Raw genomic sequence first — 23812 nt, forward strand, 5'->3', positions numbered from 1 at the left:
GCTACCGCCGCAACTCGAAGCTGGTCGTGCCGATGGTGACCGTGGTGTTCAGCGGGACGGGCGTGGGAACGGTGACCTTCTCGCCGTCGACGAAGGTGCCGTTGGTCGAGTCGAGGTCTTGGACGACCCAGCGGCCGTTCCAGAGCATGAGGCGGGCGTGATGCGTCGACGTGTAGTCGTCGCGGATGATCAGGTTGCTCTCGTTCGAGCGGCCGATGGTCAGCGGCCCGTCGCCGAGGGGCATCTCGAGGCCTGACTTCGCGCCCTTGGTGATGAGCAGGCGGCTGGCGGTGTCGCCGGCGCTCGGGGCGGACGGCGGCGGGGTGCGCGGTGCCGCTGCCTGTCGGGATGGCGCGGCGGCCTGGTTCTGGGCGGCCTGGCCGCCGGGTGGTGTCGATGTCGGCTGCTGATCGGACGGCAATCGCTTGGCTCGCTGGCCAAAGAGGTCGCTGCGCAGCGCGTAGACGATGAAGAAGATGAACAGCCACAGGACGACGATGAACGCCAACCGCAGCACGAGAAGAGTCAGCTCACTGGTCACCGCGTCGACCCCCCGTCATCGCCCTCACGGCGGGGGTCGCCGGGGCGCGGAGAAGCGGAGGAGACGGGAAGCACTCGGAACACGATACGCGTCCGCCCGATCTGAACGACCGAACCGGGCTGCAGCACGGCCTTCGTCAGAGGCTCGCCGTCGAGCTTCGAGCCGTTCGTCGAACCGAGGTCGGTGGCCTGCGCGCGCTCGCCGTCCCACAGGATCTCGACGTGTTTGCGGCTCGTGCCCGTGTCGTTGACCGTGATGTCGGCCTCGCTGCCGCGGCCGACGATCGTGCGACCTCTCTTAATGCGATGCTGCCGGCCGTCGATCTCGATGACCGGTGTCCACGTCACATCTTCTTCACGGACGTTCGCCGACTCGATCCTGATGATCCCGACGCTGAGCTCGGAGTTGTCTTCGAGCGCGACCCGCACGGGGCCGGCGAACGAGTAGCTCTGCGCCGCGGCGTGATTCTTGACCAGTTGCACCAGCTCGTCGATGAGTGCGCCGCCCATGGCGTGCATCTTGTCGTAGTCGGTCTTCGAGAGCAGGACACGGAACTCGTTGGGCACCAGGATGCGCTCGCGCGACACCACCGCCGCCTTGATGTCGAGCTCGTGCCTCAGCGCCGCCGTGATCTCGAGCGGCTGGACACCCGAACGGAACGTCTTCGAGAAGGCGCCGTTGACGACGCGCTCGAGACGCTGTTCGAAGTTGTCGAGTAGCCCCATCGGGTTCTCCTGGTCGGTGGTGTGCACGCCGGTGGGCGCTCACAGAGATCCCCCGAGACTAGCCGGTGCAAATCGGGGAGCGGCTGCATGCTATCGTTTTCAGGTTGGTCCTTCGGGGCCAGCGCTGGCGCGAGTGGCGGAATAGGCAGACGCGCACGGTTCAGGTCCGTGTGCCCGAAAGGGCGTGGGGGTTCAACTCCCCCCTCGCGCACCAGCAATGGAAACTCCTTGCCCCATCTCGTCGAGATGGGGCTTTTCCATTGCCGGGTGCTGGTCTGGCGCCTCTCGGCGCGTGCGCTTCGCGCCACGCTTCCGCTCGGGCGCATAAGGGCTAGGACCGCGAGTCGCTCGCGAGGGCCTCGCGATAGCAGAGGTTGCGGATCCTCGCGTAGTGCGTGCCGGCCCGCGAGCCGTAGACAGTCCGTCAGGGGTCGGCGGGGATTCCGTCCTCGCCCAACTGGAAAAAAGAGGTCGGCAGCGCGAATCCGCTCGCCGACAGCGCTTTCGCCGACTCGGGTGAGACCGTACGAGAACCAGCTTTGCGCCGACCGGGTTGCAACGCCGGGCTCGTGCTGGTCAGAGAGCACGCTGTTGGATGCCGCGGCCGAGATCTCGGCCACGACTTCGGGCCGCGTGAAGTAGTTCGCCGCTGCGGTAGCGTCATCTTCCCAGCCTTAGAGACACAGGCGACGCTCTTCGTGCGCGCACACGATGCCGACCCGGCCGACGCTTCCGGCGGGGAGCTCACGGTCGCCGTGCGGGGCGACGGCGAACATCAGTTCGTGGCTTCCGCCCCATTTCTTCGCCAGTGACGGGACGACCGCAAGCCAGCCGTAGATGTAGCTCGGGTCTCGCTCCTGCATCGACGTGAACCGCTCGAGGATGTCGCCCTTCGACACCTCGAGGCCCGTTCCGGTCCAGATGAGCTGGGACCACGGGTAGGGATCGTCTGGGCTGAGTTCGGTCGCTCGAATCAGCATCTTCTCCGCCTCGGCGAGCACCGCCCAGAAGTCTCCCCAAGCCGATTTCTCGACCGACTCGGCCTCGACAGGCCGTCAGCCCTCGTCAGTAAACTGGCCGCCGCCGCCGCGACGGTCGCGATCCCGCGGGCCGGGTCGAACGAGACCGGCTGGGGCCGCCCCGCTGCTGTTCGATTCCGTCGGCTTGCGCCCGAACCTGAATGGCATGCACGAAGCATATTCGACCCCTGTCGAGGCGGCCGCGGCACCGTCTACCGAGGTGCCTGTCGGGGGCCGCACTATTCGAGAACGTCAGCCACGTCAGCTGATCGCGCGGTCACGAGCAGGTGTACGTGACCCCGTTGACGTGGTGCGTGCCGGGGCCGAGCTGCTTGCATTCTGATGCGACGTGGCCGAGCGCGACGCCGGCGACGATGCCGCCGACGATGGCGAGGACGATGGTCACAGCAGCGATGATGATCCCGGCCAGCGCCAATCCACGCGGGCGGTTCTCGCGTTTGGCGGCACGGAAGGCGATGATCGAGAGGATCAGGCCGACGATGTCGAGGACGCCGAAGAACGCCAGGACGAAGCCGGCGATGGCCATGCCCGACGTTCCCTGACGAGGTTGGTAGTTGCTGCCCTGGTAGGTGGGCGGTGCGGCATGGGTAGGGGTGTCGACCATGACAGTTCCTTCGTTTCGGGTGATGCCGGTCACTCTAATCACGGGGAGCAGGCGAGGGGCGGGTGAATCGTGAGGTGGACGGTGCTGCGCGCGGAGTATCTTCGCGGTATGTCGATGACAGTTCTGCTCGAAATCACCCTCAAAGAACGCACCAGCGGCGCCGAAGAGATCCTGCGCGAGACTCTGGCTCAGACGGCGGCGTTCGACGGCAACGAGAGTCTCGAGGTGCTGCTCGACGACGACGACGAACAGAAGCTCGTGGTCGTCGAGATCTGGGAGACGACAGAGCACCACGCCGCGTACAACGCCTGGCGTCAGACGCCGGAGGGCGCGTCGAGACTCGGCGACATCTCCGAGGCACGCCTCAAGCGGATCTTCTCGCACACCCTCGCTCTGTAGGGGAGGCGCGGACCTCTCGCGACGAACCACGCGATCCCCTTGGAGCCACGGGATCCGATGGCGTGAAAGGGATCGCGTAGTGCGAAGCCGCTCTGGGGCGCGCCCAGAACGGAAACAGGCCTGCTCGCGCGTCCTTGCGCCAGCAGGCCTGTCGGCCGGAAGGGTGATCGTCCGCGCCCCGTTTGCAGAGCCGCGGGTCAAGCCCGACCAGGTGGAGGTGATCCCCGCAAGCAATGTACCCCAGGAAGTTGCCCGGGGGACATCCGTCTTCAGGATGATGACGCCGATGTTGTGGCGCCGGTCGGGGAAGCCGTGCATACGCTCACCAGCAGCATGGCCGCGACGGCCGAGACGGTGGCGGTGATGCGAGAGATCTTCACCGATCGACCGTGCCAGACTTTTTGGCATGGATTCGGGACAGCGCGGCGAGCCGCCACCTCAGGGCGTCCATCCGAGATGCCACGCCCGACGACGCCGAGCGCTGCCGCGAGATCTACCGGCCCTACATCGACGACACCGCGATCACCTTTGAAGAGGCGGTGCCGTCGGTCGACGAGATGCGGCGCAGGATCGCCGACGCGCAGGCCGCTCACGCCTGGCTCGTGCTCGAAGACGGCGAGGCACCGGATCGCCGAGTGATCGGCTACGCCTACGCCGGCCCATTCGCCACGCGGGCGGCGTATCGCTGGGCGGCCGAGGTCAGTGTCTACCTCGCCCGCGACGAGCGGCACCGAGGGGGCGGGCGGGCGCTCTACGCGGCGCTGTTGCCGCGCCTCGTCGACCGCGGGTTCCGCATCGCGATGGCGTGCATGACGCTGCCCAACGAGGCGAGCGTCGGCCTTCACGAGGCGCTCGGGTTCGAGCGCGTGGCGACCTACCGCGACATCGGCTGGAAGCTCGGATCCTGGCACTCGACCGCGTGGATGCAGCTGTGGCTGCCGACGGGCGACTCGGCCAGCGCGCCTCCGAGCGAGTTGCGCTGACGGTTGCGCGTGCTCGAAGGAGTTTTTAGACCGAGTACATTAACGCTATCCTCGCCGCATGACGACGATGCGAATCGGTCTCGGCGGCGACGCCGTACTCTTTGACACCGCGCTTCCGGACACCGCACTTCCGAACACCGCGCTTCTGGACTATGGCGAGGGGCTCGCCCTCCAGCGCCGCCTCCACGCCGAGGTGGTGGCGGGCACTCTCGACCACGCGCTGATTCTGTGCCAGCACGCCGACGTCTACACCGCCGGCACCCGCACGCAGCCGACCGATCTGCCCCGTGACGGCAGCCCCGTGATCGAGGCCGACCGGGGCGGCAGGATCACCTGGCACGGGCGAGGCCAGCTCGTCGCCTATCCCATCGTGCGGCTGCCCGAGCCCGTCGACGTCGTGGCTCACGTGCGGGCCCTCGAGCAGATCGTGATCGATGTGTGCGCCGCGGTCGGCGTGACCGCCGAGCGGATCGAAGGGCGCAGCGGCGCCTGGGTGCGCGGGGTGTTCGGCGACGAGAAGGTCGGGGCGATCGGCATCCGGGTCGCGCAAGGGGTCACGATGCACGGGATCTCGCTCAACTGCGACAACTCGCTCGAGCCGTACTCGACGATCGTCGCGTGCGGCATCGCCGACGCCGGTGTCACCACGCTGTCGCGGGCCGTTGGTCGTCGCATCCTGCCGGCCGACGTCGTCGACCTCGTCGACGACCGCCTCGTCGCGTACCTCGAGTCGCTGGACGCGCGTTCGCTGGACGCGCGTTCGCTGGACGCGCGTTCGCTGGACGCGCGTTCGCTGGACGCGCGTTCGCTCGACGCCGGCTCGCTCGCTGTCGGGCGTTCGGCGGTCAGGGCGTGAGCGCCGCGCCTGACGGCCGCCGCCTGCTGCGCGTCGAAGCCCGCAACGCCGCGACGCCGATCGAGAAGAAGCCGTCGTGGATCAAGACGGTCGCGCATCAGGGCCCGAGTTCCAGGCGCTGACGGCACTCGTGGCCGACAAGAAGCTGCACACCGTCTGCCAGGAGGCCGGCTGCCCCAACATCTACGAGTGCTGGGAAGACCGCGAGGCGACCTTCCTGATCGGCGGCTCGCAATGCACGAGGCGCTGCGACTTCTGCCAGATCGACACCGGCAAGCCGTCACCCCTCGACCTCCGCGAACCTCTCAGCGTCGCCGAGTCGGTCCGGTCGATGGGGCTGCGCTACGCGACCGTCACCGGTGTCGCCCGCGACGACCTGGCCGACGAGGGCGTCTGGCTGTACGCCGAGACCATCCGTAAAGTGCACGAGCTGAACCCGGGCACCGGTGTCGAGATCCTGGTGCCCGACTTCTCGGGGCGCCCCGAGTTGCTCGCGAAGGTGTTCGAGGCGGCGCCCGAGGTGTTCGCCCACAACGTCGAGACGGTGCCCAGGATCTTCCGCCGAATCCGCCCCGCCTTCACGTTCGAGCGGTCGCTCGACGTGCTGCGCCAGGGCCACGACGCAGGGTTGGTCACGAAGTCGAATCTCATCCTCGGCATGGGCGAGGAATACGGCGAGGTGATCGACGCCCTCGAGCAGCTGCGCGAGGCTCACACCGACATCATCACGCTCACGCAGTACCTCCGGCCGAGCCCGCGGCACCTGCCCGTGGCCCGCTGGGTGAAACCGGAGGAGTTCGTCGACTTCAAGGACATCGCCGAAGACCTCGGGTTCAGCGGCGTGCTCGCCGGACCGCTCGTGCGCTCGTCCTACCGGGCCGGCCGGCTCTGGGCGCGCACGATGGAGGCGCAGGGGAGGCAGGTGCCGGAGGGGCTGCGGCACCTGGCCGAAGCGTCGGCGGGCGCGCAGGCGGTGTGACCGCGGGCGCGAGGCTCTGACGGCGCTCGGTCCGGCGGCAGGGCGCGGTCGTGCGAAGGCGTGCAGCCCGGTGACGGCGCGGGCCCGGCGGCGGTACGCCGTTCAGCGGCCCCGGGGTCAGGCGAAGGCGCCCAGCTCGGTCGGGGTCGGGTACGAGCTCTGCGCCCCGGCGCGGGTGGCGGCGAAGCTCGCCACCCGGACCGCGTAGCGGGCGGCCCCGACGAGATCGTCACCTTCGGCGAGACGGAGGGCGAGGGCACCCATGAAGGCGTCGCCGCAGCCGGTGGTGTCGACCGCCGTGACACGAGGGGAGGCGACCGTGACCGGGGCTGCCTGCTCGCCGAACACCGTGCATCCTGCCGACCCATGGGTGACCACGAAGCGGTGGACGCCGCGCGCGGCCAGGGCCGCGGCCAGGGCGTCGTGGTCCATGTCGTCGTCGTCGCTGTGGCTGTCGCTGTCGTCGCCGCCGTCGAGCACCAGCGCGGCCTCGTGCTGGTTGAGCAGCACGATGTCGGTCAGCTCGAGCAGCTCGTCGGGCACGTCGGCGAACGGCGAGAGGTTCGTGAGCACGACGAGACCGGCCTCATGGCCCGCTCGCGCGGCCGCCAGCACGGTCTCGACGTCGACCTCGAGGCACAGCCCGAGCACCGCTGCGCCGTCGAACACCGCGCGGTGCTGGTCGACATCGGCCGGTGACAGCGTGCCGTTGGCACCGGCGGAGATGACGATGGTGTTCTCGCCCCGGGCGTCGACCGTGATCACCGCCGTGCCGGTCGTGGTGCCGGGGCGGAGGGCGACCGCGTCGGTGTCGACGCCGGCACTCTGGGCCGCGGCGATCAGCATCCTGCCGTTGTCGTCGTCGCCGACCGCCCCGATGAGTCGGACGGCGCCACCGAGGCGAGCCGCGGCCGCGGCCTGGTTCGAGCTCTTGCCGCCGGGTGAGGTCACGAGCGGCGAGCCGTGCAGCGTCTCGCCCGGCTGTGGGAAGCGCTCGGTCTGCACGACGAGGTCGGTGTTGAGCGACCCCACGATCACGATGTCGCCCATGCTCACTCCTTCGTCTCGGCGTCGGCGGGGCGGGGGATCAGGAAGGACACGGCGAACGCCCCCAGGGTGATGGCCGCGCCGAGCAGCATGCCTGTCGTGTAGCCGACGGTCGAGTGGCTGCCGGTCGGCGAGCCGACGACCTGCAGCACGGGCAGCACCGCGAAACTGAGCCCCGCGCCGAGGTTGAACGCACCGGCGTTCAGCCCGGGCAGGAATCCGGGGTTGTCGGCGGGCGAGAGGACGATGCCGAGGCCGTTGAGCATGATGTTGGCGATGCCGGCGTAGCTGATGCCGATCAGCACGGTGGCCGCGATCAGCACGGGCAGCGAATGCACGCCGACGAAGGCCATGATGAGGGTCGCGACGACGCTGCCGCCGATGCCGATCCGCAACATTGTGCGGTACCCGAGCGTCGGGGCGAGCCGGCCGGCGAACGGCCCGACGAGCCAGCCGACGAGGGCGTATGGGGTGAGGAAGGCCAGCGATGCGACGTCGGGCTTCATCGAGAAGCCGGCGTCGGCGTTCTGCGCGAGCGAGGTCACCAGGCCGTTGACCACGGCGAAGACGCCCGTGATCGCGAGAAGCGTGGTGACGAGCAGGGCCCAGGATGCGCGGCGGCGCAGATACGCGGTCGGGATCAGCGGTTGCCGGATCCTGTTCTCGAGTCGCCAGAAGACGACGAAGCCGACGACCGCGACGACGACACCGCCGATCACGAGAGCCCAGTCGGCGGAGGCGAGCTTGCCGGCCTCGTTGATGGCCGTGAGCAGGGCGCCGATCGAGACGACGAGCGGCAGGACGCCCCACCAGTCCATCCGCACGCCGTTCGAGGGGCGTGACTCGACGCCCCAGAAGATCACGAACAGCGCAGCGAGAGCGGCGATCGCCGCGATGACCCAGAAGACGGAACGGAAGCCGAAGTTCGTCGCGAGCCAGCCGCCTGCGAGGGCGTCGATGCCCGCGATGCCGCCGTTGACCGCGGTGATGAGACCCATGGTGACGCCGTAGCGCTTCGGGTCTTTCACCTCGCTGCGCAGCATGAGCAGGCAGATCGGCACGACGGGGCCCGCGACGCCCTGGATGATCCGGCCGGCGAAGAGCATCGGCACGTTGACGGCGAGGGCGGCGACGACGCTGCCGATCAGCATGACGACGAGCATCCAGGTCAGCACGCGCTTGCGGCCGACGATGTCACTCAGCCGCGGGAGGAAGAGGGAGAACAGAGCGGCTGCGGTGAAGAACAGTGTCTGCGAGAGGCCGATGGTGGCCTGGTCGGTGTGCAGCTGGGTCGCCATGGTGACGAGCACCGGGCTGAGCATGCTGGCGTTCAGCTGGAAGGCGATGCACGCGGCGAGGAGAGCCGCGGTCAGCGCGCCGAGGCGGACGGCCTTGGGGGCGGTGGTGGTGACGGTGCTCACTCGCCTTCTCCGATCGTCTCGAGGGCGCCGACGACGAGGGCCCAGAAGCGCTCGCGGTCGAGGGTCGTGGCGGCCCGGGTGGTGCAGCTCTCGGGGGCCGCTGCCCGGAAGTCTGCCACCGTCATGCCGAGCGTGAGCGTGCCGGTCAGCTCGATGCCGATCGGCACCTTCACGGTCTGCACGATCGTCGGGTCGATGACGTAGGCGACGGCGCACGGGTCGTGGACGGGTGGCGAGTCGAAGCCCTGCACCTCTTTGTAGGTCGTGCCGAAGAACTCGAGCAGCTCGCCGACGAAGCGGGCGGGCGCGGTGCCGACGGCGGCGATCCGGGCTGCGACCGACGGGGTGGCGAGGGCCTGGTGGGTGAGGTCGAGGCCGACCATGACGACCGGCCAACCCGCGCTGAAGACGATGTGCGCGGCCTCCGGGTCGATCGCGATGTTGAACTCGGCGACGGCGCTCCAGTTGCCGACGTGATAGCCGCCGCCCATGAGCACGACCTCCTGCACCCGCTCGATCAGGGCCGGCTCGCGGCGCACGGCCAGGGCGAGGTTCGTGAGGGCGCCGGTCGCGACGAGCGTCACGGTGCCGGGCTCGCGCGACATCACGGTGTCGATGATCACGTCGACTGCGTGGCGGGCGTCGAGCTCGATGGTCGGCTCGGGCAGAGTCGGGCCGTCGAGGCCGGACTCGCCATGGATGTCGGAGGCGTGCTCGACCTCGCGGACGAGGGGGCGGGCGGCGCCGGCAGCGAACGGGATGCCCGAGATCCCGGCGATCCTGGCCACCGAAAGAGCATTGCGGGTGACCTTCTCGAGGGTCTGGTTGCCGAACACGGTCGTCACGGCCAGCAGGTCGATACGCGCGTCGCCGTGGGCGAGCAGCAGGGCGACGGCGTCGTCGTGGCCGGGGTCGCAGTCGAGGACGATCGCGCGGGGTGGGGTCCCCGGCGGGGTCGGTGTCGGGCTCGGTGTTGTTGTCGGGCTCGGTGTCATGTGGTCTCCACTTCGTCGGGGGTCTCCAGCGCCGGCTCGCGACTTCGCGAGAAGGTCAAGCGCTTGACGGACCTGGAGACCCGAACACGTCAAGCGCTTGATGCCTGCACCTCGCCGTCGCCGAGAAGACCGTACGATTGCAGGATGCCAGGGGATGCGGTCGAGAGAGCGCCCCGACGCGCGCGCCCCGGCCGGCCTCCCCGAGCCACCGCCGCCGACGTGGCCGCCCTCGCCGGCACCTCGATCGCCACCGTGTCGCTCGTCGCCAACGGCAAGACGACGGGGCGAGTGTCGGACGACACCACGGCGCGCGTGACAGCCGCCATCGATTCGCTCGGCTACGTCGTCGACCACGCGGCCAGCGCGCTGGCCAAAGGGAGTGCCGACATCGTGATCCTGGTCGCTCCCGACCTGTCGAACCCCTATTACGGCGATGTCGTCGCCGGCATCGCTGAGACGCTCGGCGACCGCTACCAGCTGCTGCTGTCGGTGTCGAGCACCGGCGAGCAGCCCAGCACAGCGGCCCTCCGCCGGTTCATGGCTGTTCGGCCCGCCGGGCTGTTGGTCGACGCGCCTTCGGCCGAGCTCGTCGACGCGCTTCCCGCTGGCACGGTGACCGTCTTCCTGGATGCGCCGGGAGACCGCTCGGCCGGGCTCCCGACCGTGAACTACGACCTGGGCTCGGCCGTCGACGAGCTCGTCGAGCACCTCGCCGGCGAGGGGCACCGCACGGTCGCCTACCTCGACAGCAGCACCGGCACCGACACGTTCACCCTGCGCCGCACGCTCTTCGAGGCGGCAGCCGCGCGCCGAGGGGTCGCCGTCGTCGGCCCGGCGTCGAGCCTCGTCGAGGTCTCGGCGGCGGCCCGCGCTGTGGCCACCGAGTGGCCCGAGTGGCAGACGGCCGGGGTCACGTCGGTCGTCTGCGCCACCGACACGCAGGCATACGGGGCCCTCGCCTTCGCGCGCGAAAGCGACCTCCGAGTGCCGCAGGATCTCGCCGTGGCCGGGTTCGACAACCTCCCGTCGTCGGCGGTGACGGCGCCGGGCCTCACCAGCGTCGCCCTCCCGGGCGCGGCCCTCGGTCGAACGGCCGCGTCGACCCTGCTGGGCCTGCTCGACCGCGTCGACGGCCCCGCGCCCGCGTCGTCGGGGGTGGGGGTGGCGGGGTCGACGGCGACCACGGTCGACCTCGCGGCGCGACTCGTCATCCGCGGATCGACGCAGCGGGCTCGCTGACACGCCTGCCGGGCTCGGGCCTTCGAACCACGCGATCCGGTCGACACCACGCGATCCGATGGCGCCAAGCGGATCGCGTGGTTCGAAGCACCCGCCTCGGCTTGCGAACGCCCCGTTCGTCGGTCAGGCTCACCCCATGCCCACTGTCACCACGGACACCATGCCCTTCGAAGGCGGATCCACCTGGCTGCAGGTGACCACGCCCGACTCGCCGCGCGAGGGGGCCCTGCCGCTGATCGTGCTGCACGGCGGCCCCGGCATGGCCCACGACTACGTCAGGAACATCGCGGCGCTCGCGGACGAGACCGGGCGAGTGGTCGTCCACTACGACCAGTTCGGCTGCGGCCGCAGCACCCACCGGCCCGACGCGCCGGCGGAGTTCTGGAGCCCCGACCTGTTCGTCGCCGAGTTCGAGCAGGTCGTCGAGCACCTCGGCTTCGAGGCGTACCACCTGCTCGGCCAGTCGTGGGGCGGCATGCTCGGCGCCGAGATCGCCGTCCGCCAGCCGAAGGGCCTGCGCTCGCTGTCGATCTGCAACTCGCCGGCGTCGATGGAGCTGTGGACCGAGGGCACGTCAGCGCTGCGCGACCTCCTGCCGACCGATGTCCGCGACGCGCTCGCCGAGGGCGAGGCCACGCAGGCGTGGACCACCCCCGAGTACGTCGCTGCCACCCAGGTCTTCTACGACCGCCACGTCTGCCGGGTGCTGCCGTCGCCGCAGGATCTCGTCGACACCCTCGCGCAGGTCGACGACGACCCGACGGTCTACTTCACGATGAACGGGCCGAACGAGTTCTCGTGCATCGGCACCCTCCGCGACTGGTCGATCGTCGACCGTCTCGGCAACGTCGAAGCACCCACGCTCGTGATCGCGGGCGAGCTCGACGAGGCGGTGGCCACCAGCTGGCAGCCGTTCGTCGACGGCATCGCCGACGTCGAGAGCCGCGTCTTCGAGGGCGCCAGCCACTGCACGCACCTCGAGCAGCCCGAGGCCTTTCGCGGCGTCGTGGCCGACTTCCTCGCCCGCCACGAGGCCTGACCGTTTGGACGGCGGGAGCCTCCGACAGAGCTAGCAGCCGTCCGAGCCCGGCTGCACCACCGTGTCGGGCTTCGCGTGCAGCACGGCACGCAGGTACGTCGCGTAGACGCGCGAGGTGAGGGCCGGCGAGTACGACGTGTAGTCGAAGCAGCCGCCCTGGTGGAGGCCGGCGATCAGGCCGACGACGGCGGTGGAGCCGAGCGGGCCCTTCGCCAGGAAGGGGGAGCCGCTCACGCCGCCCTGGTAGTTCGAGCAGTTGAAGCCGGGGTAGCCGTCGGTGTAGTAGACGGGCGCGGTGCAGGTGATCGGCTGGTCGTCGACGCCCTGGTTGTAGGCCGGGTCGGTGATCGTGGTGCCTGCGCGAGGTGCGGTGCCCAGCAGGTTGCCGCCCGTCACATCCTGGATCCGCTCGGTGCGACCGTGGATCGTCTGGGGCGCGATGCGCAGGATCGCGTAGTCGGCCTGCGTGTTGCCGCTCGTCTGCCACGACCTGTCGACGTAGGCCGACTGGATGCTCCACACACCGTAAGGGGTCGTGCCCTTGTCGTATCCGGGCACGAACTTCCAGCTGCTGATGTCGCCGTAGACGCAGTGTGCCGCGGTCAGCACCAGATCGTGCGTGGGGCTCGCGATGACGCTGCCGCTGCAGCCGTGATCGTCGGTCAGGGCTCCACGGAAGATCGCGCCCACCGTCGGCGTGCCGTCGAACGAGGTCGCCGTCGGCGTCCCGACCGGGGCGCCGTCGTCGGCATGAGCGGCCTGGGGCGCGAGGACGCCTGCGAGCACGATGACCAGAGACACGATGACTGCGGGGGCACGGCGCATTTCACGACGCTACCGCCGCGCGATGCCTTCCGCCAGACCCCCCGTGGACGCGGGCGCCGGGACGGATTCCCCGCAGCCGTCGTCAGGGCCGCCCGACCACCAGGCGCAGTGACCCGCCGAACTGCGGCTGAGAGCGAAGGTGCCCGTGTGCCGCATCCCACGCGCCCGAGTCCAGGTCGGCGCGAAGGGCCTGCTCGAACCGATCGGCGACCTCGGGCCCCACGAAGCTCCAGGCGGAGTTCGCCCGCCGGGCCCCTGGGTCGAGCAGAGCCTCCGGGCGCCCGTAGTAGGCCTCCGAGAAGCCGTCGGTGCACAGCAGCGGGATGGGAAGCGTGATGACCTCGACCTCGCCTCCGAGACCTGCGGCGAGGGCGTCGAGGCTCGGGTAGCGCGACGCCTCGGTGGCGATGACCTCGGGGGCGTAGTCGGCCAGCCACGACCGGTGCAGCTCGGCCGGGTCGGACGTCAGGATCACGACGGGGCCACGGGTCACCCGGCGCACTTCGCGGAGGCCCGCGTCGAGATCGGGCCACTGGTGCACGGTGTTCGAGGCCAGGGCGGCGTCGAAGGCGTCGTCGGCGAACGGCAGGTGCTCGGCGGTCGCGTCGATCGCCGGCGCCGACCCTGCGGGCCGCTGCTGTCGCATCGTGGCGCTCGGCTCGACGGCCGTCACGGCGAGGTGCGTCGGCTCGTACGACCCGGCCCCCGCCCCGACGTTCACCAGGGTCGTCGCGTCGCCGAGCGTTCGCACGATCGCCTCGAGAAAAGCCGGTTCGGGTCGCCGGTAGTCGGCGTAGCTCATGCCGATGGTGCCGTAGTTCGCGTCGCCGGCGCTTCCGTCCGAGCTTCGAGTCATCTGGTCTTCCATCCTCTTCGTCGTCGAATCCATCGGGCGGCGCCTAGGCCGCGAGCAGCTGCAGCGTGTCGATCACGCGGTTCGAGAAGCCCCACTCGTTGTCGTACCAGGCGACCACCTTGACGTGCTTGCCGTCGACGCGGGTCAGAGCGGAGTCGAAGATCGCCGACGCGGGCTGCCCGGTGATGTCGCTCGAGACGAGTGGCTCCTCCGAGTAGTCGAGGATGCCGTGCAGCGCTCCGTCGGCCGCCGCCCTGTAGGCGGCCAGCACCTGCTCGCGGGTCACGTCGCGGGCCACGGTCGCGTTGAGCTCGACGATCGAGCCGACCGGCACGGGCACGCGGATCGAGTCGCCCGACAGCTTGCCGTCGAGCTGCGGCAGCACGAGGCCGATCGCCTTCGCGGCGCCGGTCGTGGTCGGCACGATGTTGACGCCGGCGGCACGCGCGCGGCGGAGGTCACGGTGCGGGCCGTCCTGCAGGTTCTGCTCCTGCGTGTAGGCATGCACGGTCGTCATGAACGCGTGCTCGATGCCCGCGAGGTCGTGGAGCACCGAGGCGAGCGGCGCCAGGGCGTTCGTCGTGCACGACGCGTTCGACACGACGGTGTGGAGCGCCGGGTCGTACGCGTCGGTGTTCACGCCATAGGCCAGGGTGACGTCGGCACCGTCGGCGGGCGCGCTCACGAGCACCCGCTTGGCACCCGCGTCGATGTGCGCCTGAGCGGCACCCTTGCCGGTGAAGCGCCCCGTCGACTCGAGCACGAGCTCGACGCCGAGCTCGGCCCAGGGCAGGGCGGCAGGATCCCGTTCGGCCAGCACCGCGATGCGCTGCCCGTTCACGATCAGGTCGTCGCCGTCGACCTCGACGGTGCCGTCGAAGCGGCCGAGCGACGAGTCGTAGCGCAGCAGGTGGGCGAGCGTCTCGGGTGCGGTGAGGTCGTTGACGGCGACGACTTCGAGGTCGGCGCCGCGAGAGAGGAGGGCGCGGAGGCTGTTGCGGCCGATGCGGCCGAAGCCGTTGATGGCGATGCGAGTCATGGTGGTTTCCTTTCGGTTGCACCCATCGTCGCCACCCGCCGCAAACCCCGGAAGTGGCCGGAGCGACAGTGTGCGCAAGGATCGCGCCAACGTCGCTAGGCAGAGAACGTGCGTCGGTACTCGGTCGGTGACGTGCCCAGGATCCTGTGGAAGTGGATCCTGAGGTTGGCGTCCGTGCCGAGGCCCACCCGGGCTGCGACCTGCTCGACCCCGAGGTCGGTGCGCTCGAGCAGCTCGCGGGCGAGGTCGACGCGCGCTCGCAGCACCCACTGCATCGGCGTGTAGCCGGTGTCGTCGACGAAGCGGCGCGAGAAGGTGCGCGGCGAGACCCGAGCGTTGCGGGCCAGCGAGTCGAGCGTGATCGGGTCGGCCAGGCGCTCGAGCGCCCACTCGCGGGTCGAGGCGAAGAGGTCGCCGAGCGGTTCGGGCACGCTGCGCGGCACGTACTGGGCCTGTCCGCCGCTGCGATACGGCGCCGCGACGAGCCGCCGTGCGACGTGGTTCGACAGGGCCACGCCGTAGTCGCGACGCACGAGGTGCAGGCAGAGGTCGATGCCCGAGGCGGCGCCGGCCGACGTGAGCACGTCGCCTTCGTCGACGAACAGCACGTTCTCGTCGACGCGCACCGTGGGGTAGCGCTCGGCGAGGACACGCGTGTAGTGCCAATGGGTCGTGGCGCGCCTGCCGTCGAGCAGGCCGGCCTGCGCCAGGGCGAAGGCTCCGGTCGAGATGGCTGCTATGCGGGTACCCCGCTCGTGGGCTCTCTCCAGGGCGCGAATGACGGCTTCGGGCGCTTCGGTGTCGGCCGGCGACCGGTAGCCGGGCACGAAGATCGTGTCGGCCTCGTCGAAGGCCTCCAGGCCCTGGGCGACGAAGTAGCTCAGCCCGTCGCCGCCGGTCACCGGCCCGGGGCGAGCGCCACAGACGTGCACCTCGTAAGGCATGCTCGGCCGATTCGAGAAGACCTGCGCGGGGATCCCGACGTCGAGCGGCTTCGCCCCGTCGAGCACGAGCACGGCGACGCGGTGCAGTTGGCGGTCCATGACGCGATCCTGCCATCCTGCGCTGTCTCGACGTCGGAACGGATGGTGTTCAGGGGCGCGCGAGCGGCTTAGGCTTTTGTTCGCGGATCGAACCAGTTGCACCGGACCGAGAAGGGCGCGCGTCATTCCTCCCATCAGCACCGTCTTCACGACCTGGCACTTCGACCTGCCGGCCGCGATCCTCCTCGCTGCCGCCGCCGTGTTGTACGGCGTGGGTGTCGCGACCGCCGGGCGCAAGGGGCACCGCTGGCCCATCAGTCGCACGTTCATGTTCTACGTGCTCGGGCTCGGGTCGTACGCGGTGATCTCGTTCGGCATCCTGAGCGTCTACAGCTACGAGCTGCGCTGGGCGTTCACCACTCGCGTCGCGCTGCTTCTCTTCTGTGTGCCGTGGCTGGTCGGGCTCGGCAAGCCGGTCGCGCTCGCCGAGGTCGCGCTGGACGGGGCCGGTCGCGCGATCCTCGACCGATTCTTGAACTCCCGCTTCATGCGCCTCATCGGCAACGCGGTGTTCGAGCCGCTGTTCACGCTCGCCATCTTCATGCTGTTCGTGACGCCGTTCGCCGCGGTGCTGCGCACGAGCCCCATCTCGCAGATCGTCGCCACGGTGCTGATCCCGCTGATGGGGCTGCTGCAGGTCACGCCGATCATGGAGGAGACCCGCCGACACACGGCCGTCGCCATCACGTTCGAGTTCATCATCTCGTTCGGGGCGCTGATCTTCGACGCGCTGCCCGGCATCCTGCTGCGCCTCCACAACGTGGTGCTCGACGGGATCCCGACCGTGACCGGGGCGGTGCCGGGGTGGTTCCCGAGTGCCCTGCGAGATCAGCAGCTGTCGGGCGACATCCTGTGGTTTCTGGCCGAGGTCGCCGACATCCCGGTGCTGATCATCCTGTTCGTGCGCTGGGCCCGGATCGACCGGGGCGAGGCCCAGGCGATCGACGAGCTGTCCGACGAGGAGATGGACGCGCTCACGCAGGCGCACCTGCACCGCCAGCCGGGCACGTAGGCGGGTCGAACCGTGGCCACACAGCAACGAGCCCGCGACACCCGCGCGTCGATCATCGACGGCGCGGCCGCCGTGTTCGATGCCCGCGGATACGCCAACGCCTCGCTCGAGCTCATCGCCGACGAAGCGCGGGTGACGCGCGGGGCCCTGTACTTCCACTTCAAGTCGAAGCAGGAGATCGCCAACGCCGTCATCGCCGAGCAGCACCGCCTCTCGCGCGAGGACGCCGAGAGGGCGCTCGCGACGTCGGCCTCGGCGTTCGAGGGCCTCCTGCGCTGGAGCGTCGGGCTCGCTCGGCAATTGACGAGCGAGATCGTCGTCAGCGCCGGCATCCGCCTCACCACCGACGGCACCGCCTCGGAGCTGTCGGCGATCGACCCCTACCTCGACTGGATGCAGGCCGTCGAGGGGCTCCTCGCTCGCGCCCGTGACGAAGGCGATGTCCGGGCCACCGCGGATCCTGCATCGGCGGCGGCGTTCATCATCCCCGCCTACACCGGGGTGCAGCTCGTCTCCGACTCGCTGCACGACCGCACCGACCTCGTCGAGCGGGTGCACGACATGTGGGCGCTGTTGATCCCCGGCCTGATCGTGCCCGAACGGGTGGCCGCCACCGAGGAACTTCTCGCCCGCGTCACGAGCCCCGAGGCGGGCTGACGGGCGAGCCGAGGGCGAGCCGGAACGCGCACCACATGGAAAACGGGTGAACCGGCTTGTTTTGGCTCACGCGGTCGCCTAGGGTCGATCTCGCAAGAGGGCACCACTACGGGGAACCGGATCAGCGGCGGCGCCTCCGCCGGGCCAACCACCCGCGGGGGCGCCGACTCTCGCCGAAGCGCGCGGTGTGGTCTCGCGGCTAGAGCGACGCCACGCCCTTCATCCGATGCGCGATCGCGATCGACTCCCCCGACAGTGCTGACAGAGGCGAGATCAGGAACGCGACGAGGTCGGCGATCTGCGTCGGGCTCGACTCGCCGCCGCGCCCGAGCCCCACGTCGGTGCCCGGCTCGTCCGTGACGACGCCGGGGTTCACGACGTTGACCGCCACCCCATTGCCGGCGTGCTCGTCGGCGAGGCTCTTGGCGATGACGTTCGTGGTCGCGTTTCGGGCGAGCGCCGTGGTGTTGCCGGTGATGAAGGCGTTCTGCCCGCTGATCACCACGACGCGGCCGAAACCGCGCCCGCGCATGCCGGGCAGCACCGCGTTGGCGACGCGCAAGAAGCCGATGGCCTTGCCGTCGATCGCGTTCAGCACCTGTTCGGGGTCGTTGGCCAGGACAGGGTCGAGCGTGCGGGCGCTGGGGGCGGCGGTGACGACCAACCCGTCGATCCTGCCGTGTTCGTCGAGGATCGACTTGATCGCCGACTCGACGGACGCAGGATCCGACGCGTCGAGCGTCGCACCCCCGCTTCCGCTGCGCGACGCGGAGATGACGGTCGCCCCCTCCTCTCGCAGACGGTCGGAGACCACGGAGCCGATGTAGCCGGCCCCTCCGACGACGAGCACGACACGGTCGATGAGCTGAAGATCCATGGATGTCACGCTACGCCGACGACCACCCCTGGCGGGCCGTCAGAGTTTGTCAATACAATCGGACCAACCCCGCACACGAAGAAGTGAGAAGTATGGCCCCGAAAATCTCCATGAACGTCACCACGACGTTCCACGGCAACGTCGTCACCGACATCCAGTACGCGAAGGCCGCCGGTTTCGGTGGCATCGAGCTGCAGAGCCCCAAGCTCTACCGCTACCTCGACGCCGGCTACGCGGTCGAGAGCCTGCCGCCGCTGCTCGAGGGCCTGGAGGTCACCGGTCTCGGCGCGATCCTGGATCTCGAGCGCCAGGGTGCCGCGCGCGAGGGCTATCTCGCAGAAGTGCGCCGCATGTGCGAGATCGCCGTGGTGGTCGGGTCGCCGATCGTGCAGATGTGCACCGGCCCCGTCGACTGGGAGATCGTCAAAGACTTCAAGGCCGGCCGTCTGGCCGACGACGACCAGCGGTACCGTGCCACTCTCGGGCTGGACGAGGCCGAGGCGATCCGCGTGACCGCCGCGAATGTGCGAGACGCGGCCGACATCGCCGGTGAGTTCGGCCTCTCGCTGTACCTCGAGCCGCTCGCCTGGGCACGCCTCAACCGCTGCCGCCAGGCCCTCGCGATCATCGAGGAGGCTGGTCGCGACAACGTCGGCATCACCCTCGACACCTGGCACTTCTGGACGACCGGCGACACCCTCGACGAGGTGCGCGCCCTGCCCGTCGAGCTGATCAAGGCCGTGCACATCTCGGACGGCTTCGACCTCGACCGCGAGAACGACACCCCTCAGCAGGACGTCCACCGCGACGTCGTCATCGGCGGCGGCGCGATCCCGCTGCAGCAGTGGGTCGACGCCATCAAGTCGACCGGCTACGACGGCTGGTGGTGCTCGGAGATGTTCTCGTCGAGGGCCAACGAGCAGGACCCCCAGGCGGTCGCCTCGGCCATGTTCACCCTGATGTCGACGCTGGTCGGCTGACCTCCACCGACCTTCGCTTACGTAAGGAACACCCATGCAGCGCTTCGCCCTGATCGGCGCCGGCTTCATCGGCACCGTCCACGCCGCCAACCTGGCCGCCGACCCCGACGTCGACTTCGCCGTCGTCTACGACATCGACAGCGCGCGCGCGACGGCGCTCGCGTCGAAGCACGGCGCCCGTGCCGTGACCTCGCTGGAGGAGGTCTTCGATCCTGCCGCCATCGACGCGGTCTTCATCGGCTCGTCGACCGACACCCACGCCCAGCACCTCCGCGCTGCCGCCGACGCCGGCCTCGCCGTGATGGTCGAGAAGCCCATCGCGCCGAGCCTTGCGGAGGCCCGCGAGGTCGTCGCGTACGTCGAGAAGAGCGGCGTGCCCGCCAACCTCGACTTCAACCGGCGCTACGACCGCGACCACGCCGCTCTCCAGCGCGTCGTGGCGTCCGGCGGGGTCGGCGACGTCGAGCTCGTGCAGATGAGCTCGCGCGGGCCGTCTCTGCCGCCCGTCGAGTACCTGAAGGTCTCAGGCGGTCAGATGCGCGATCAGACGGTGCACTTCTTCGATCTGTTGCGGTGGATCACGGCGCAGGATCCCGTGTCGGTCGCGGTCACGGGGTCGGCTCTCGTCGACCCGTCGATCGCCTCGTTCGGCGACGTCGACACCTCGGTCGCGACACTGACCCTGCCCTCCGGTGCGCTCGTGCAGATCGACAGCGTGCGACGGACGGGATACGGCTACGACGAGCGCATCGAGGTGATGGGCTCGACGGGGCTCGTGGAGTCTCGCCGGCAGCGGAGCGGCAACGTCGCCGTGTACGGGGGCGATGGCATCCTGCTCGACCCCCTGCACGCCGGGTGGTTCGAGCGCGTGCAGCCGACGTATGCGGCAGCCCTCCGGGCTTTCGTCGCCGCGCTCGAGGCGGGCACGCCGGTGCCGGCGCCTCTGCGCGACGGCCTCGCGGCGCAGGCGATCGCCGAGGCGGCGACGCTCGCGCTGCAGAGCGGGCTGACCGAGCCGATCACCTACTGACCGGTCAGTGCCGGGGCGGGCGGCCACCGCTCTGGGCGACACCACCCGGGTCGCGGTCGGGCCGGGTTGCGGGCCCGGTGACCACGATCGAGCGCCTACCGTGGCGGAGCACGAGCGGCGCAGCCTGGCCCTGGCGCGTCACGACCGGCGAGGGCGTCGGGGCCGGAGTGCCGTGGCCTTCGAGCGCGACTCGGGTGAATACGCCGACATCGGCCGCCGCCAGTACCTTCTCGAGCCATCGGTAGGTGGCCGACGAGCCGATGCTCCACGGCACGAGCCGCTTGTAGATGTAGAAAGCGTCTCCGACGACCTCGGCCTCGAGAGGCCTGCCGTTGAATTCGAGCAGGGCGACCAACTGCGGCGTGAAGAAGGCCTTCGCCACACGCTCGGTGCCGAGCGGTGCGAACAGCCCGAAGGTCGCCGGGTTGCCCACCGCTTCGCTCGGGTTCTGCCAGTACGGCTCGAGGTAGGTGAACCCCGACCAGGTGCTGCTGTTCGGTGCGAGGTCTCGGGCCGACCTCACGACGATTCGCGGCATGTCGGGGGCGCCGTCGAGGGGGATCCGCAGGTACGCCCACGTCTCGCGCTTGGGCTTCGAGGTGTTCGCCTGGCGGTCGGCGAGAGTGCGGAACCACACGCGCTCGTACTGATAGGCGCCGAGCTCGAACTCCGGAGTCGACGACGACGTGACCGAGACGACTGCCCGCGGGGCGAACCCCTGCAAGAAGGGCAGCCCGCGCCAGTGCGCCTTGTCGGCGATACCGCCGGCGTCGTCGTCCGACTGATCGTGCCGCTCGAGTCCGTTGACGAAGGCGAACTCTCGGGTGGCGTAGAGGTTGCGCCACTGGACCTGCAGCAGCAGGCCGAACAGCGGGGTGAAGATCGGGCCGGCGACGATGAAGGAGAGCCCGACGACGATCAGCACGAGCATCCAGAAACCCTGCCCGTCGTGATTGGTTGGGTCGGACTTCGCGATGGCCCCGTGGACGACAGGCCGGGTCCAGATGAAGAGGAACGCCGCCGCGGTGACGGCGCCACCGAAGAAGCCCCAGAAGAACTTGAGTGCGCGAGCGTTCTTACGCCGCCCGAAGTCCGTGGCCAGCATTCGAGCCTTGAAGTCGCGGTACGTCGCGCGGCTCTGACGCACGCTGAGGGGTGAGGTGTCGAAGGAGCGCCGTGGTGTCTCGGAGTGCGGCACGCTAGCTCCTCGGCGTCACGACGCCGGTGTCGATCGCGTCGAGGATCTCGGCGACTTCAGCCATAGCCTTGATCGTCGAGAAATTCCTCCACTCCTCTTTGTACACGAAGACGCGGTTCTCGTTGAGTTCGACCGTCAGCTTCTGCTGAGCCAAGAGGTCGAGGAAGGCCGGCGCGAAGAGAGTCGCCGTGTCGACCGCTCCGATTCTTGACTGCCACACCTCGAACCGTGGGTCTCCGGCCGGTAGCCGCCGGAGTCGAGAGAGGTCGTAGAAGCTCGATCGTCGTCGGCCGCGCGGCGCGAGGATGACGCGGTGGGCTGGCAATGGCCGCGCCGCGCACACGTAGCTCCACGTGAGCGGGTATCCACTCGGACCGTCGCGTCGCAGGTCGAAACGGTAGTTGCCGAACTCGACCGCATCGGCCCCGGAGCCTCGAAAGACTGTGAACGACTTCGGATTCGAACCGATCTGGAAGACGATGCCAGGCAGGTCCGGTTGCTGCTCGGAGGGGATGAATGTGAACCCATTGGCAGCTGCGAACTGCGACTTCCGGTAGAGGCCGGGCCACTGGTCGGCGGCGGCGTGACTCGCCTGTACGAGCAGAATGACGCCGAAGATCACGAATGCGATGCCCGCGACGATGAGGAAGACACCGATGACGACGATGAAAGAGGAGGGGGACTGCGAAAGCGCAGCGTAGGCAAGAGCGAGGGCGACGATACCGCCGATGAGGACGATGAGCGACTGTGCGAGCGCTGCCCGGCGCGTGAACGACGTCACGAAGCCAGCCTGCAGTGCATCCTGCCGGAATGTGGTGACTTGGGCTGGGTTAGCAGCTTTAGTCAGCAAGGTCGTGTCGAATGTTCTCTTCACTGTGCCCCCTTCGACGGACGGGGCGCGACGGCTGTGTGTACCCATTGGATTTTACTTGCCGAGCTTGTCACGCCCGGCCCGGATGAATTCCTCGTGGATCTCGCTCCGGAAGCGTGCGACGTTCGGATCGAGAAGGACCCCGGGGTCGTCGAACTTCTCTTCGCTCGTGACGAGGTCCGTCGTGGCGATGCTTGCCGCGGCCGCCCCGCCCGCGATGGAGGACCGGGTCTTCTCGATCGCGCGGCGTCGAGCAGTCGCCTCCTTGCGAGTGGCCGGAGGTGCCGTTCCATCGTCGGCTGGCGCCTTGTGCTCGAGCGCTGAGGTGCTGCCATCGGTGATCTCGTCCGGCGTCGCGGGCACCCGCGACCCCGCAGCGACATCCGCCTTCGTCGCCCCGTGCTCCCACAGCCCGCCGGCGCCGTCGCTGATACCGCCGCCGACAAGGCCGGCCGCGAAGCCCGTCGCAGTCACGTCAGCCAACTCACCCATGTCCACGTGGCGACGGTTGAGGACCAGGTACGAGCCGCCTCCGATGACTGCGCCTTCGAGACCCCGACCGTCGCCTTTACGGTCACAAACGCGGCCTTAGAGAGCGCTCCGCCTCCTTCCAAATCGGGTGCGATGTCCAGCAAGCCCCTCACGGAGCCGGTGCACAGGTTCACGGCAGCGACGACGCGGTCGTAGAACGTCGCGATGAATGTCACGATGCGCTTTCCTGCACCGAGGGCCTCGGCGACCGCAGCCGCATTGGCCAGGAAATCGCTTGCACCGAGGCTGCAGATCGTAAGCAGAACCCCGGCGGCTTCTTCTGCGACGACCGCGACGAGAAGTTGCTCGAGAACCGTGACGATGAACTGCGAGACTTCTTCGGCCAAGTCGGCGAACTTCTGGCAGAACTGGGCGATCTCCACCGGTAGCTTCGATAGGCGACGCCCGTACGCGATGACCGGTTGCACGGCGGCGTAGATCACCGCGATGTCGGGTGCAGTCACCGACGAGAGTGGCTCGAGGATGTCGTCGACGATCGACGCTTGGATGCGCGCGAGATCCTCGCCGAGTGTCGTCCAGACGGTGCTGGTGCGGCGAACCTCATCGGTGTCGGCATCGGGATACTCGACGAAAGACATGACCATCTGGATGAGGTCCCAGCCCGGTGGCAGGTGGCCCGTCCCCCCGTGCATCGCCGGGATGGACCCGAAGGTCGTCGACTGCGAGCCTGTGGGCACCGGATACCCCGGAGGGTCGCCGGCGAGGCCGGAGGAGGCCCATTCGGCCGCGGCATGGGTGTATGCCGAGAGTGCCATGCGGTCGGCGACGTCGTCGAGAGCCGTCGCCAGCTTGGCCGCGCCCGTCAGGAGGCTGCGCGAGGCCTGGTCATGCCCGTCGGCGAAGGCGTTGCCGGCGTCGCCCTTGCCCGCCGCATTGTGCGAGCTCGCGTGCCCGCCCACGGCGGCGTCGACCGCCTCGCGCACCTGTCGCGCCGCCCTGCGGGCTCGATCGCCTGCTTCGACATACAGGTCAGGATCCACGTCCACGACTGAATACGCCACGTC

General features: G+C 69.4%; 25 protein-coding genes, 1 tRNA gene and 1 pseudogene. 11 read left to right on the forward strand and 16 right to left on the reverse strand.

The window, feature by feature from the left end:
* Window position 1 precedes the first annotated feature (1 nt).
* Together AX769_RS04305 and AX769_RS04310 are read right to left on the reverse strand one after the other, a co-directional pair.
* Window positions 2-541, reverse strand: coding sequence for an FHA domain-containing protein (locus tag AX769_RS04305; protein ID WP_066276351.1), 540 nt, complete (start codon window positions 539-541; stop codon window positions 2-4).
* Window positions 538-1266 carry a DUF3662 and FHA domain-containing protein gene (locus AX769_RS04310; RefSeq protein WP_066283162.1) on the reverse strand — a complete coding sequence of 243 codons (729 nt, stop codon included), beginning with the start codon at window positions 1264-1266 and terminating at the stop codon, window positions 538-540. Before AX769_RS04310 ends, AX769_RS04305 begins: the two co-directional genes overlap by 4 nt.
* A gap of 127 nt (window positions 1267-1393) precedes the next feature.
* On the opposite strand from AX769_RS04310, the gene AX769_RS04315 reads away from it, so the two are divergent.
* Window positions 1394-1480: transfer RNA gene (locus AX769_RS04315), tRNA-Leu, on the forward strand.
* Window positions 1481-1940: 460 nt separating this feature from the next.
* Here the strand turns inward: AX769_RS04315 and AX769_RS04320 are convergent.
* Together AX769_RS04320 and AX769_RS04325 are read right to left on the reverse strand one after the other, a co-directional pair.
* Window positions 1941-2246, reverse strand: a complete 306-nt coding sequence (locus AX769_RS04320) for a hypothetical protein (protein WP_157887448.1) — start codon at window positions 2244-2246, stop codon at window positions 1941-1943.
* A gap of 316 nt (window positions 2247-2562) precedes the next feature.
* On the reverse strand, window positions 2563-2910 hold the full coding sequence (locus tag AX769_RS04325) for a DUF4190 domain-containing protein (protein WP_066276360.1): 348 nt from the start codon (window positions 2908-2910) through the stop codon (window positions 2563-2565).
* Between the two features lie 108 nt (window positions 2911-3018).
* On the opposite strand from AX769_RS04325, the gene AX769_RS04330 reads away from it, so the two are divergent.
* From AX769_RS04330 to lipA, 4 genes and pseudogenes are all read left to right on the forward strand, one after another.
* The gene (locus tag AX769_RS04330; protein WP_066276361.1) at window positions 3019-3309 is read left to right on the forward strand and encodes a putative quinol monooxygenase; all 291 of its coding nucleotides are present in this window, start codon (window positions 3019-3021) and stop codon (window positions 3307-3309) included.
* Between the two features lie 389 nt (window positions 3310-3698).
* Window positions 3699-4292, forward strand: coding sequence for a GNAT family N-acetyltransferase (locus AX769_RS04335; RefSeq protein ID WP_239451937.1), 594 nt, complete (start codon window positions 3699-3701; stop codon window positions 4290-4292).
* A gap of 58 nt (window positions 4293-4350) precedes the next feature.
* A complete protein-coding gene (gene lipB, locus AX769_RS04340) occupies window positions 4351-5148 on the forward strand; it encodes a lipoyl(octanoyl) transferase LipB (protein WP_239451938.1) in 798 nt (265 codons plus the stop codon).
* Window positions 5145-6127 (forward strand): annotated as a pseudogene (gene lipA, locus AX769_RS04345) (lipoyl synthase). The gene lipB and the pseudogene lipA overlap by 4 nt, the downstream one beginning before the upstream one ends.
* 117 nt (window positions 6128-6244) lie before the next feature.
* On the opposite strand, the gene AX769_RS04350 reads toward lipA, so the two are convergent.
* The 3 genes from AX769_RS04350 to AX769_RS04360 are packed head-to-tail and all read right to left on the reverse strand — an operon-like array spanning window position 6245 to window position 9590.
* On the reverse strand, window positions 6245-7177 hold the full coding sequence (locus tag AX769_RS04350; protein WP_066276363.1) for a ribokinase: 933 nt from the start codon (window positions 7175-7177) through the stop codon (window positions 6245-6247).
* Between the two features lie 2 nt (window positions 7178-7179).
* Complete coding sequence (locus AX769_RS04355; protein WP_066276367.1) at window positions 7180-8595, reverse strand: MFS transporter; 1416 nt, start codon at window positions 8593-8595, stop codon at window positions 7180-7182.
* Window positions 8592-9590 carry a nucleoside hydrolase gene (locus tag AX769_RS04360; RefSeq protein WP_082763480.1) on the reverse strand — a complete coding sequence of 333 codons (999 nt, stop codon included), beginning with the start codon at window positions 9588-9590 and terminating at the stop codon, window positions 8592-8594. The genes AX769_RS04355 and AX769_RS04360 overlap by 4 nt, the downstream gene beginning before the upstream one ends.
* A gap of 144 nt (window positions 9591-9734) precedes the next feature.
* Between AX769_RS04360 and AX769_RS04365 the strand changes: the two genes are divergently transcribed.
* Together AX769_RS04365 and AX769_RS04370 are read left to right on the forward strand one after the other, a co-directional pair.
* On the forward strand, window positions 9735-10829 hold the full coding sequence (locus AX769_RS04365; RefSeq protein WP_066276369.1) for a LacI family DNA-binding transcriptional regulator: 1095 nt from the start codon (window positions 9735-9737) through the stop codon (window positions 10827-10829).
* 136 nt (window positions 10830-10965) lie between these two features.
* Complete coding sequence (locus AX769_RS04370; RefSeq protein ID WP_066276371.1) at window positions 10966-11868, forward strand: proline iminopeptidase-family hydrolase; 903 nt, start codon at window positions 10966-10968, stop codon at window positions 11866-11868.
* A 30-nt stretch (window positions 11869-11898) separates the two neighbouring features.
* Here the strand turns inward: AX769_RS04370 and AX769_RS04375 are convergent, their stop codons facing one another.
* From AX769_RS04375 to AX769_RS04390, 4 genes are all read right to left on the reverse strand, one after another.
* A complete protein-coding gene (locus tag AX769_RS04375) occupies window positions 11899-12693 on the reverse strand; it encodes a serine protease (RefSeq protein ID WP_066276373.1) in 795 nt (264 codons plus the stop codon).
* 82 nt (window positions 12694-12775) lie between these two features.
* Window positions 12776-13582 (reverse strand): class I SAM-dependent methyltransferase, encoded by an 807-nt coding sequence (locus tag AX769_RS04380; RefSeq protein WP_239451939.1) that lies wholly within the window; start codon window positions 13580-13582, stop codon window positions 12776-12778.
* Window positions 13583-13592: 10 nt separating this feature from the next.
* On the reverse strand, window positions 13593-14588 hold the full coding sequence (gene gap / locus AX769_RS04385; RefSeq protein ID WP_066276374.1) for a type I glyceraldehyde-3-phosphate dehydrogenase: 996 nt from the start codon (window positions 14586-14588) through the stop codon (window positions 13593-13595).
* A gap of 95 nt (window positions 14589-14683) precedes the next feature.
* A complete protein-coding gene (locus AX769_RS04390; RefSeq protein WP_066276377.1) occupies window positions 14684-15631 on the reverse strand; it encodes a GlxA family transcriptional regulator in 948 nt (315 codons plus the stop codon).
* A 76-nt stretch (window positions 15632-15707) separates the two neighbouring features.
* Between AX769_RS04390 and AX769_RS04395 the strand changes: the two genes are divergently transcribed.
* Window positions 15708-16643 (forward strand): cytochrome c oxidase assembly protein, encoded by a 936-nt coding sequence (locus AX769_RS04395; RefSeq protein ID WP_239451940.1) that lies wholly within the window; start codon window positions 15708-15710, stop codon window positions 16641-16643.
* A 12-nt stretch (window positions 16644-16655) separates the two neighbouring features.
* On the forward strand, window positions 16656-17300 hold the full coding sequence (locus tag AX769_RS04400) for a ScbR family autoregulator-binding transcription factor (RefSeq protein ID WP_066276380.1): 645 nt from the start codon (window positions 16656-16658) through the stop codon (window positions 17298-17300).
* 199 nt (window positions 17301-17499) lie between these two features.
* Here the strand turns inward: AX769_RS04400 and AX769_RS04405 are convergent, their stop codons facing one another.
* Window positions 17500-18177: an SDR family NAD(P)-dependent oxidoreductase gene (locus AX769_RS04405; RefSeq protein WP_066276383.1), complete on the reverse strand. Its 678-nt coding sequence runs from the start codon at window positions 18175-18177 to the stop codon at window positions 17500-17502.
* Between the two features lie 92 nt (window positions 18178-18269).
* Between AX769_RS04405 and AX769_RS04410 the strand changes: the two genes are divergently transcribed.
* Both AX769_RS04410 and AX769_RS04415 read left to right on the forward strand, forming a co-directional pair.
* Window positions 18270-19157: a sugar phosphate isomerase/epimerase gene (locus AX769_RS04410; protein ID WP_066276386.1), complete on the forward strand. Its 888-nt coding sequence runs from the start codon at window positions 18270-18272 to the stop codon at window positions 19155-19157.
* 34 nt (window positions 19158-19191) lie between these two features.
* On the forward strand, window positions 19192-20187 hold the full coding sequence (locus AX769_RS04415; protein WP_066276388.1) for a Gfo/Idh/MocA family oxidoreductase: 996 nt from the start codon (window positions 19192-19194) through the stop codon (window positions 20185-20187).
* A 4-nt stretch (window positions 20188-20191) separates the two neighbouring features.
* Here AX769_RS04415 and AX769_RS04420 read toward each other — a convergent pair whose 3' ends face one another.
* The 4 genes from AX769_RS04420 to AX769_RS04435 form a co-directional block, all read right to left on the reverse strand.
* Complete coding sequence (locus tag AX769_RS04420; RefSeq protein WP_066276390.1) at window positions 20192-21385, reverse strand: hypothetical protein; 1194 nt, start codon at window positions 21383-21385, stop codon at window positions 20192-20194.
* 1 nt (window position 21386) lies between these two features.
* On the reverse strand, window positions 21387-22166 hold the full coding sequence (locus tag AX769_RS04425) for a hypothetical protein (protein ID WP_066276393.1): 780 nt from the start codon (window positions 22164-22166) through the stop codon (window positions 21387-21389).
* Between the two features lie 144 nt (window positions 22167-22310).
* On the reverse strand, window positions 22311-22754 hold the full coding sequence (locus AX769_RS04430; RefSeq protein ID WP_162269007.1) for a hypothetical protein: 444 nt from the start codon (window positions 22752-22754) through the stop codon (window positions 22311-22313).
* Window positions 22727-23809 carry a hypothetical protein gene (locus AX769_RS04435; protein WP_157887450.1) on the reverse strand — a complete coding sequence of 361 codons (1083 nt, stop codon included), beginning with the start codon at window positions 23807-23809 and terminating at the stop codon, window positions 22727-22729. The genes AX769_RS04430 and AX769_RS04435 overlap by 28 nt, the downstream gene beginning before the upstream one ends.
* Window positions 23810-23812 lie beyond the last annotated feature (3 nt).

The sequence above is a fragment of the Frondihabitans sp. PAMC 28766 genome (assembly GCF_001577365.1).
Lineage (GTDB): Bacteria > Actinomycetota > Actinomycetes > Actinomycetales > Microbacteriaceae > Frondihabitans.

Bases quoted from the DNA above. Each gene is read 5' to 3' on its own strand.
- AX769_RS04410 (WP_066276386.1), top strand. From the start codon at position 18,270: ATGGCCCCGAAAATCTCCATGAACGTCACCACGACGTTCCACGGCAAC.
- lipB (WP_239451938.1), top strand. From the start codon at position 4,351: ATGACGACGATGCGAATCGGTCTCGGCGGCGACGCCGTACTCTTTGAC.
- AX769_RS04375 (WP_066276373.1), bottom strand. From the start codon at position 12,693: ATGCGCCGTGCCCCCGCAGTCATCGTGTCTCTGGTCATCGTGCTCGCA.
- AX769_RS04350 (WP_066276363.1), bottom strand. From the start codon at position 7,177: ATGGGCGACATCGTGATCGTGGGGTCGCTCAACACCGACCTCGTCGTG.
- AX769_RS04325 (WP_066276360.1), bottom strand. From the start codon at position 2,910: ATGGTCGACACCCCTACCCATGCCGCACCGCCCACCTACCAGGGCAGC.
- AX769_RS04310 (WP_066283162.1), bottom strand. From the start codon at position 1,266: ATGGGGCTACTCGACAACTTCGAACAGCGTCTCGAGCGCGTCGTCAAC.
- AX769_RS04360 (WP_082763480.1), bottom strand. From the start codon at position 9,590: ATGACACCGAGCCCGACAACAACACCGAGCCCGACACCGACCCCGCCG.
- gap (WP_066276374.1), bottom strand. From the start codon at position 14,588: ATGACTCGCATCGCCATCAACGGCTTCGGCCGCATCGGCCGCAACAGC.
- AX769_RS04365 (WP_066276369.1), top strand. From the start codon at position 9,735: ATGCCAGGGGATGCGGTCGAGAGAGCGCCCCGACGCGCGCGCCCCGGC.
- AX769_RS04405 (WP_066276383.1), bottom strand. From the start codon at position 18,177: ATGGATCTTCAGCTCATCGACCGTGTCGTGCTCGTCGTCGGAGGGGCC.
- AX769_RS04415 (WP_066276388.1), top strand. From the start codon at position 19,192: ATGCAGCGCTTCGCCCTGATCGGCGCCGGCTTCATCGGCACCGTCCAC.
- AX769_RS04330 (WP_066276361.1), top strand. From the start codon at position 3,019: ATGTCGATGACAGTTCTGCTCGAAATCACCCTCAAAGAACGCACCAGC.
- AX769_RS04320 (WP_157887448.1), bottom strand. From the start codon at position 2,246: ATGCTGATTCGAGCGACCGAACTCAGCCCAGACGATCCCTACCCGTGG.
- AX769_RS04390 (WP_066276377.1), bottom strand. From the start codon at position 15,631: ATGGACCGCCAACTGCACCGCGTCGCCGTGCTCGTGCTCGACGGGGCG.
- AX769_RS04380 (WP_239451939.1), bottom strand. From the start codon at position 13,582: ATGGATTCGACGACGAAGAGGATGGAAGACCAGATGACTCGAAGCTCG.
- AX769_RS04370 (WP_066276371.1), top strand. From the start codon at position 10,966: ATGCCCACTGTCACCACGGACACCATGCCCTTCGAAGGCGGATCCACC.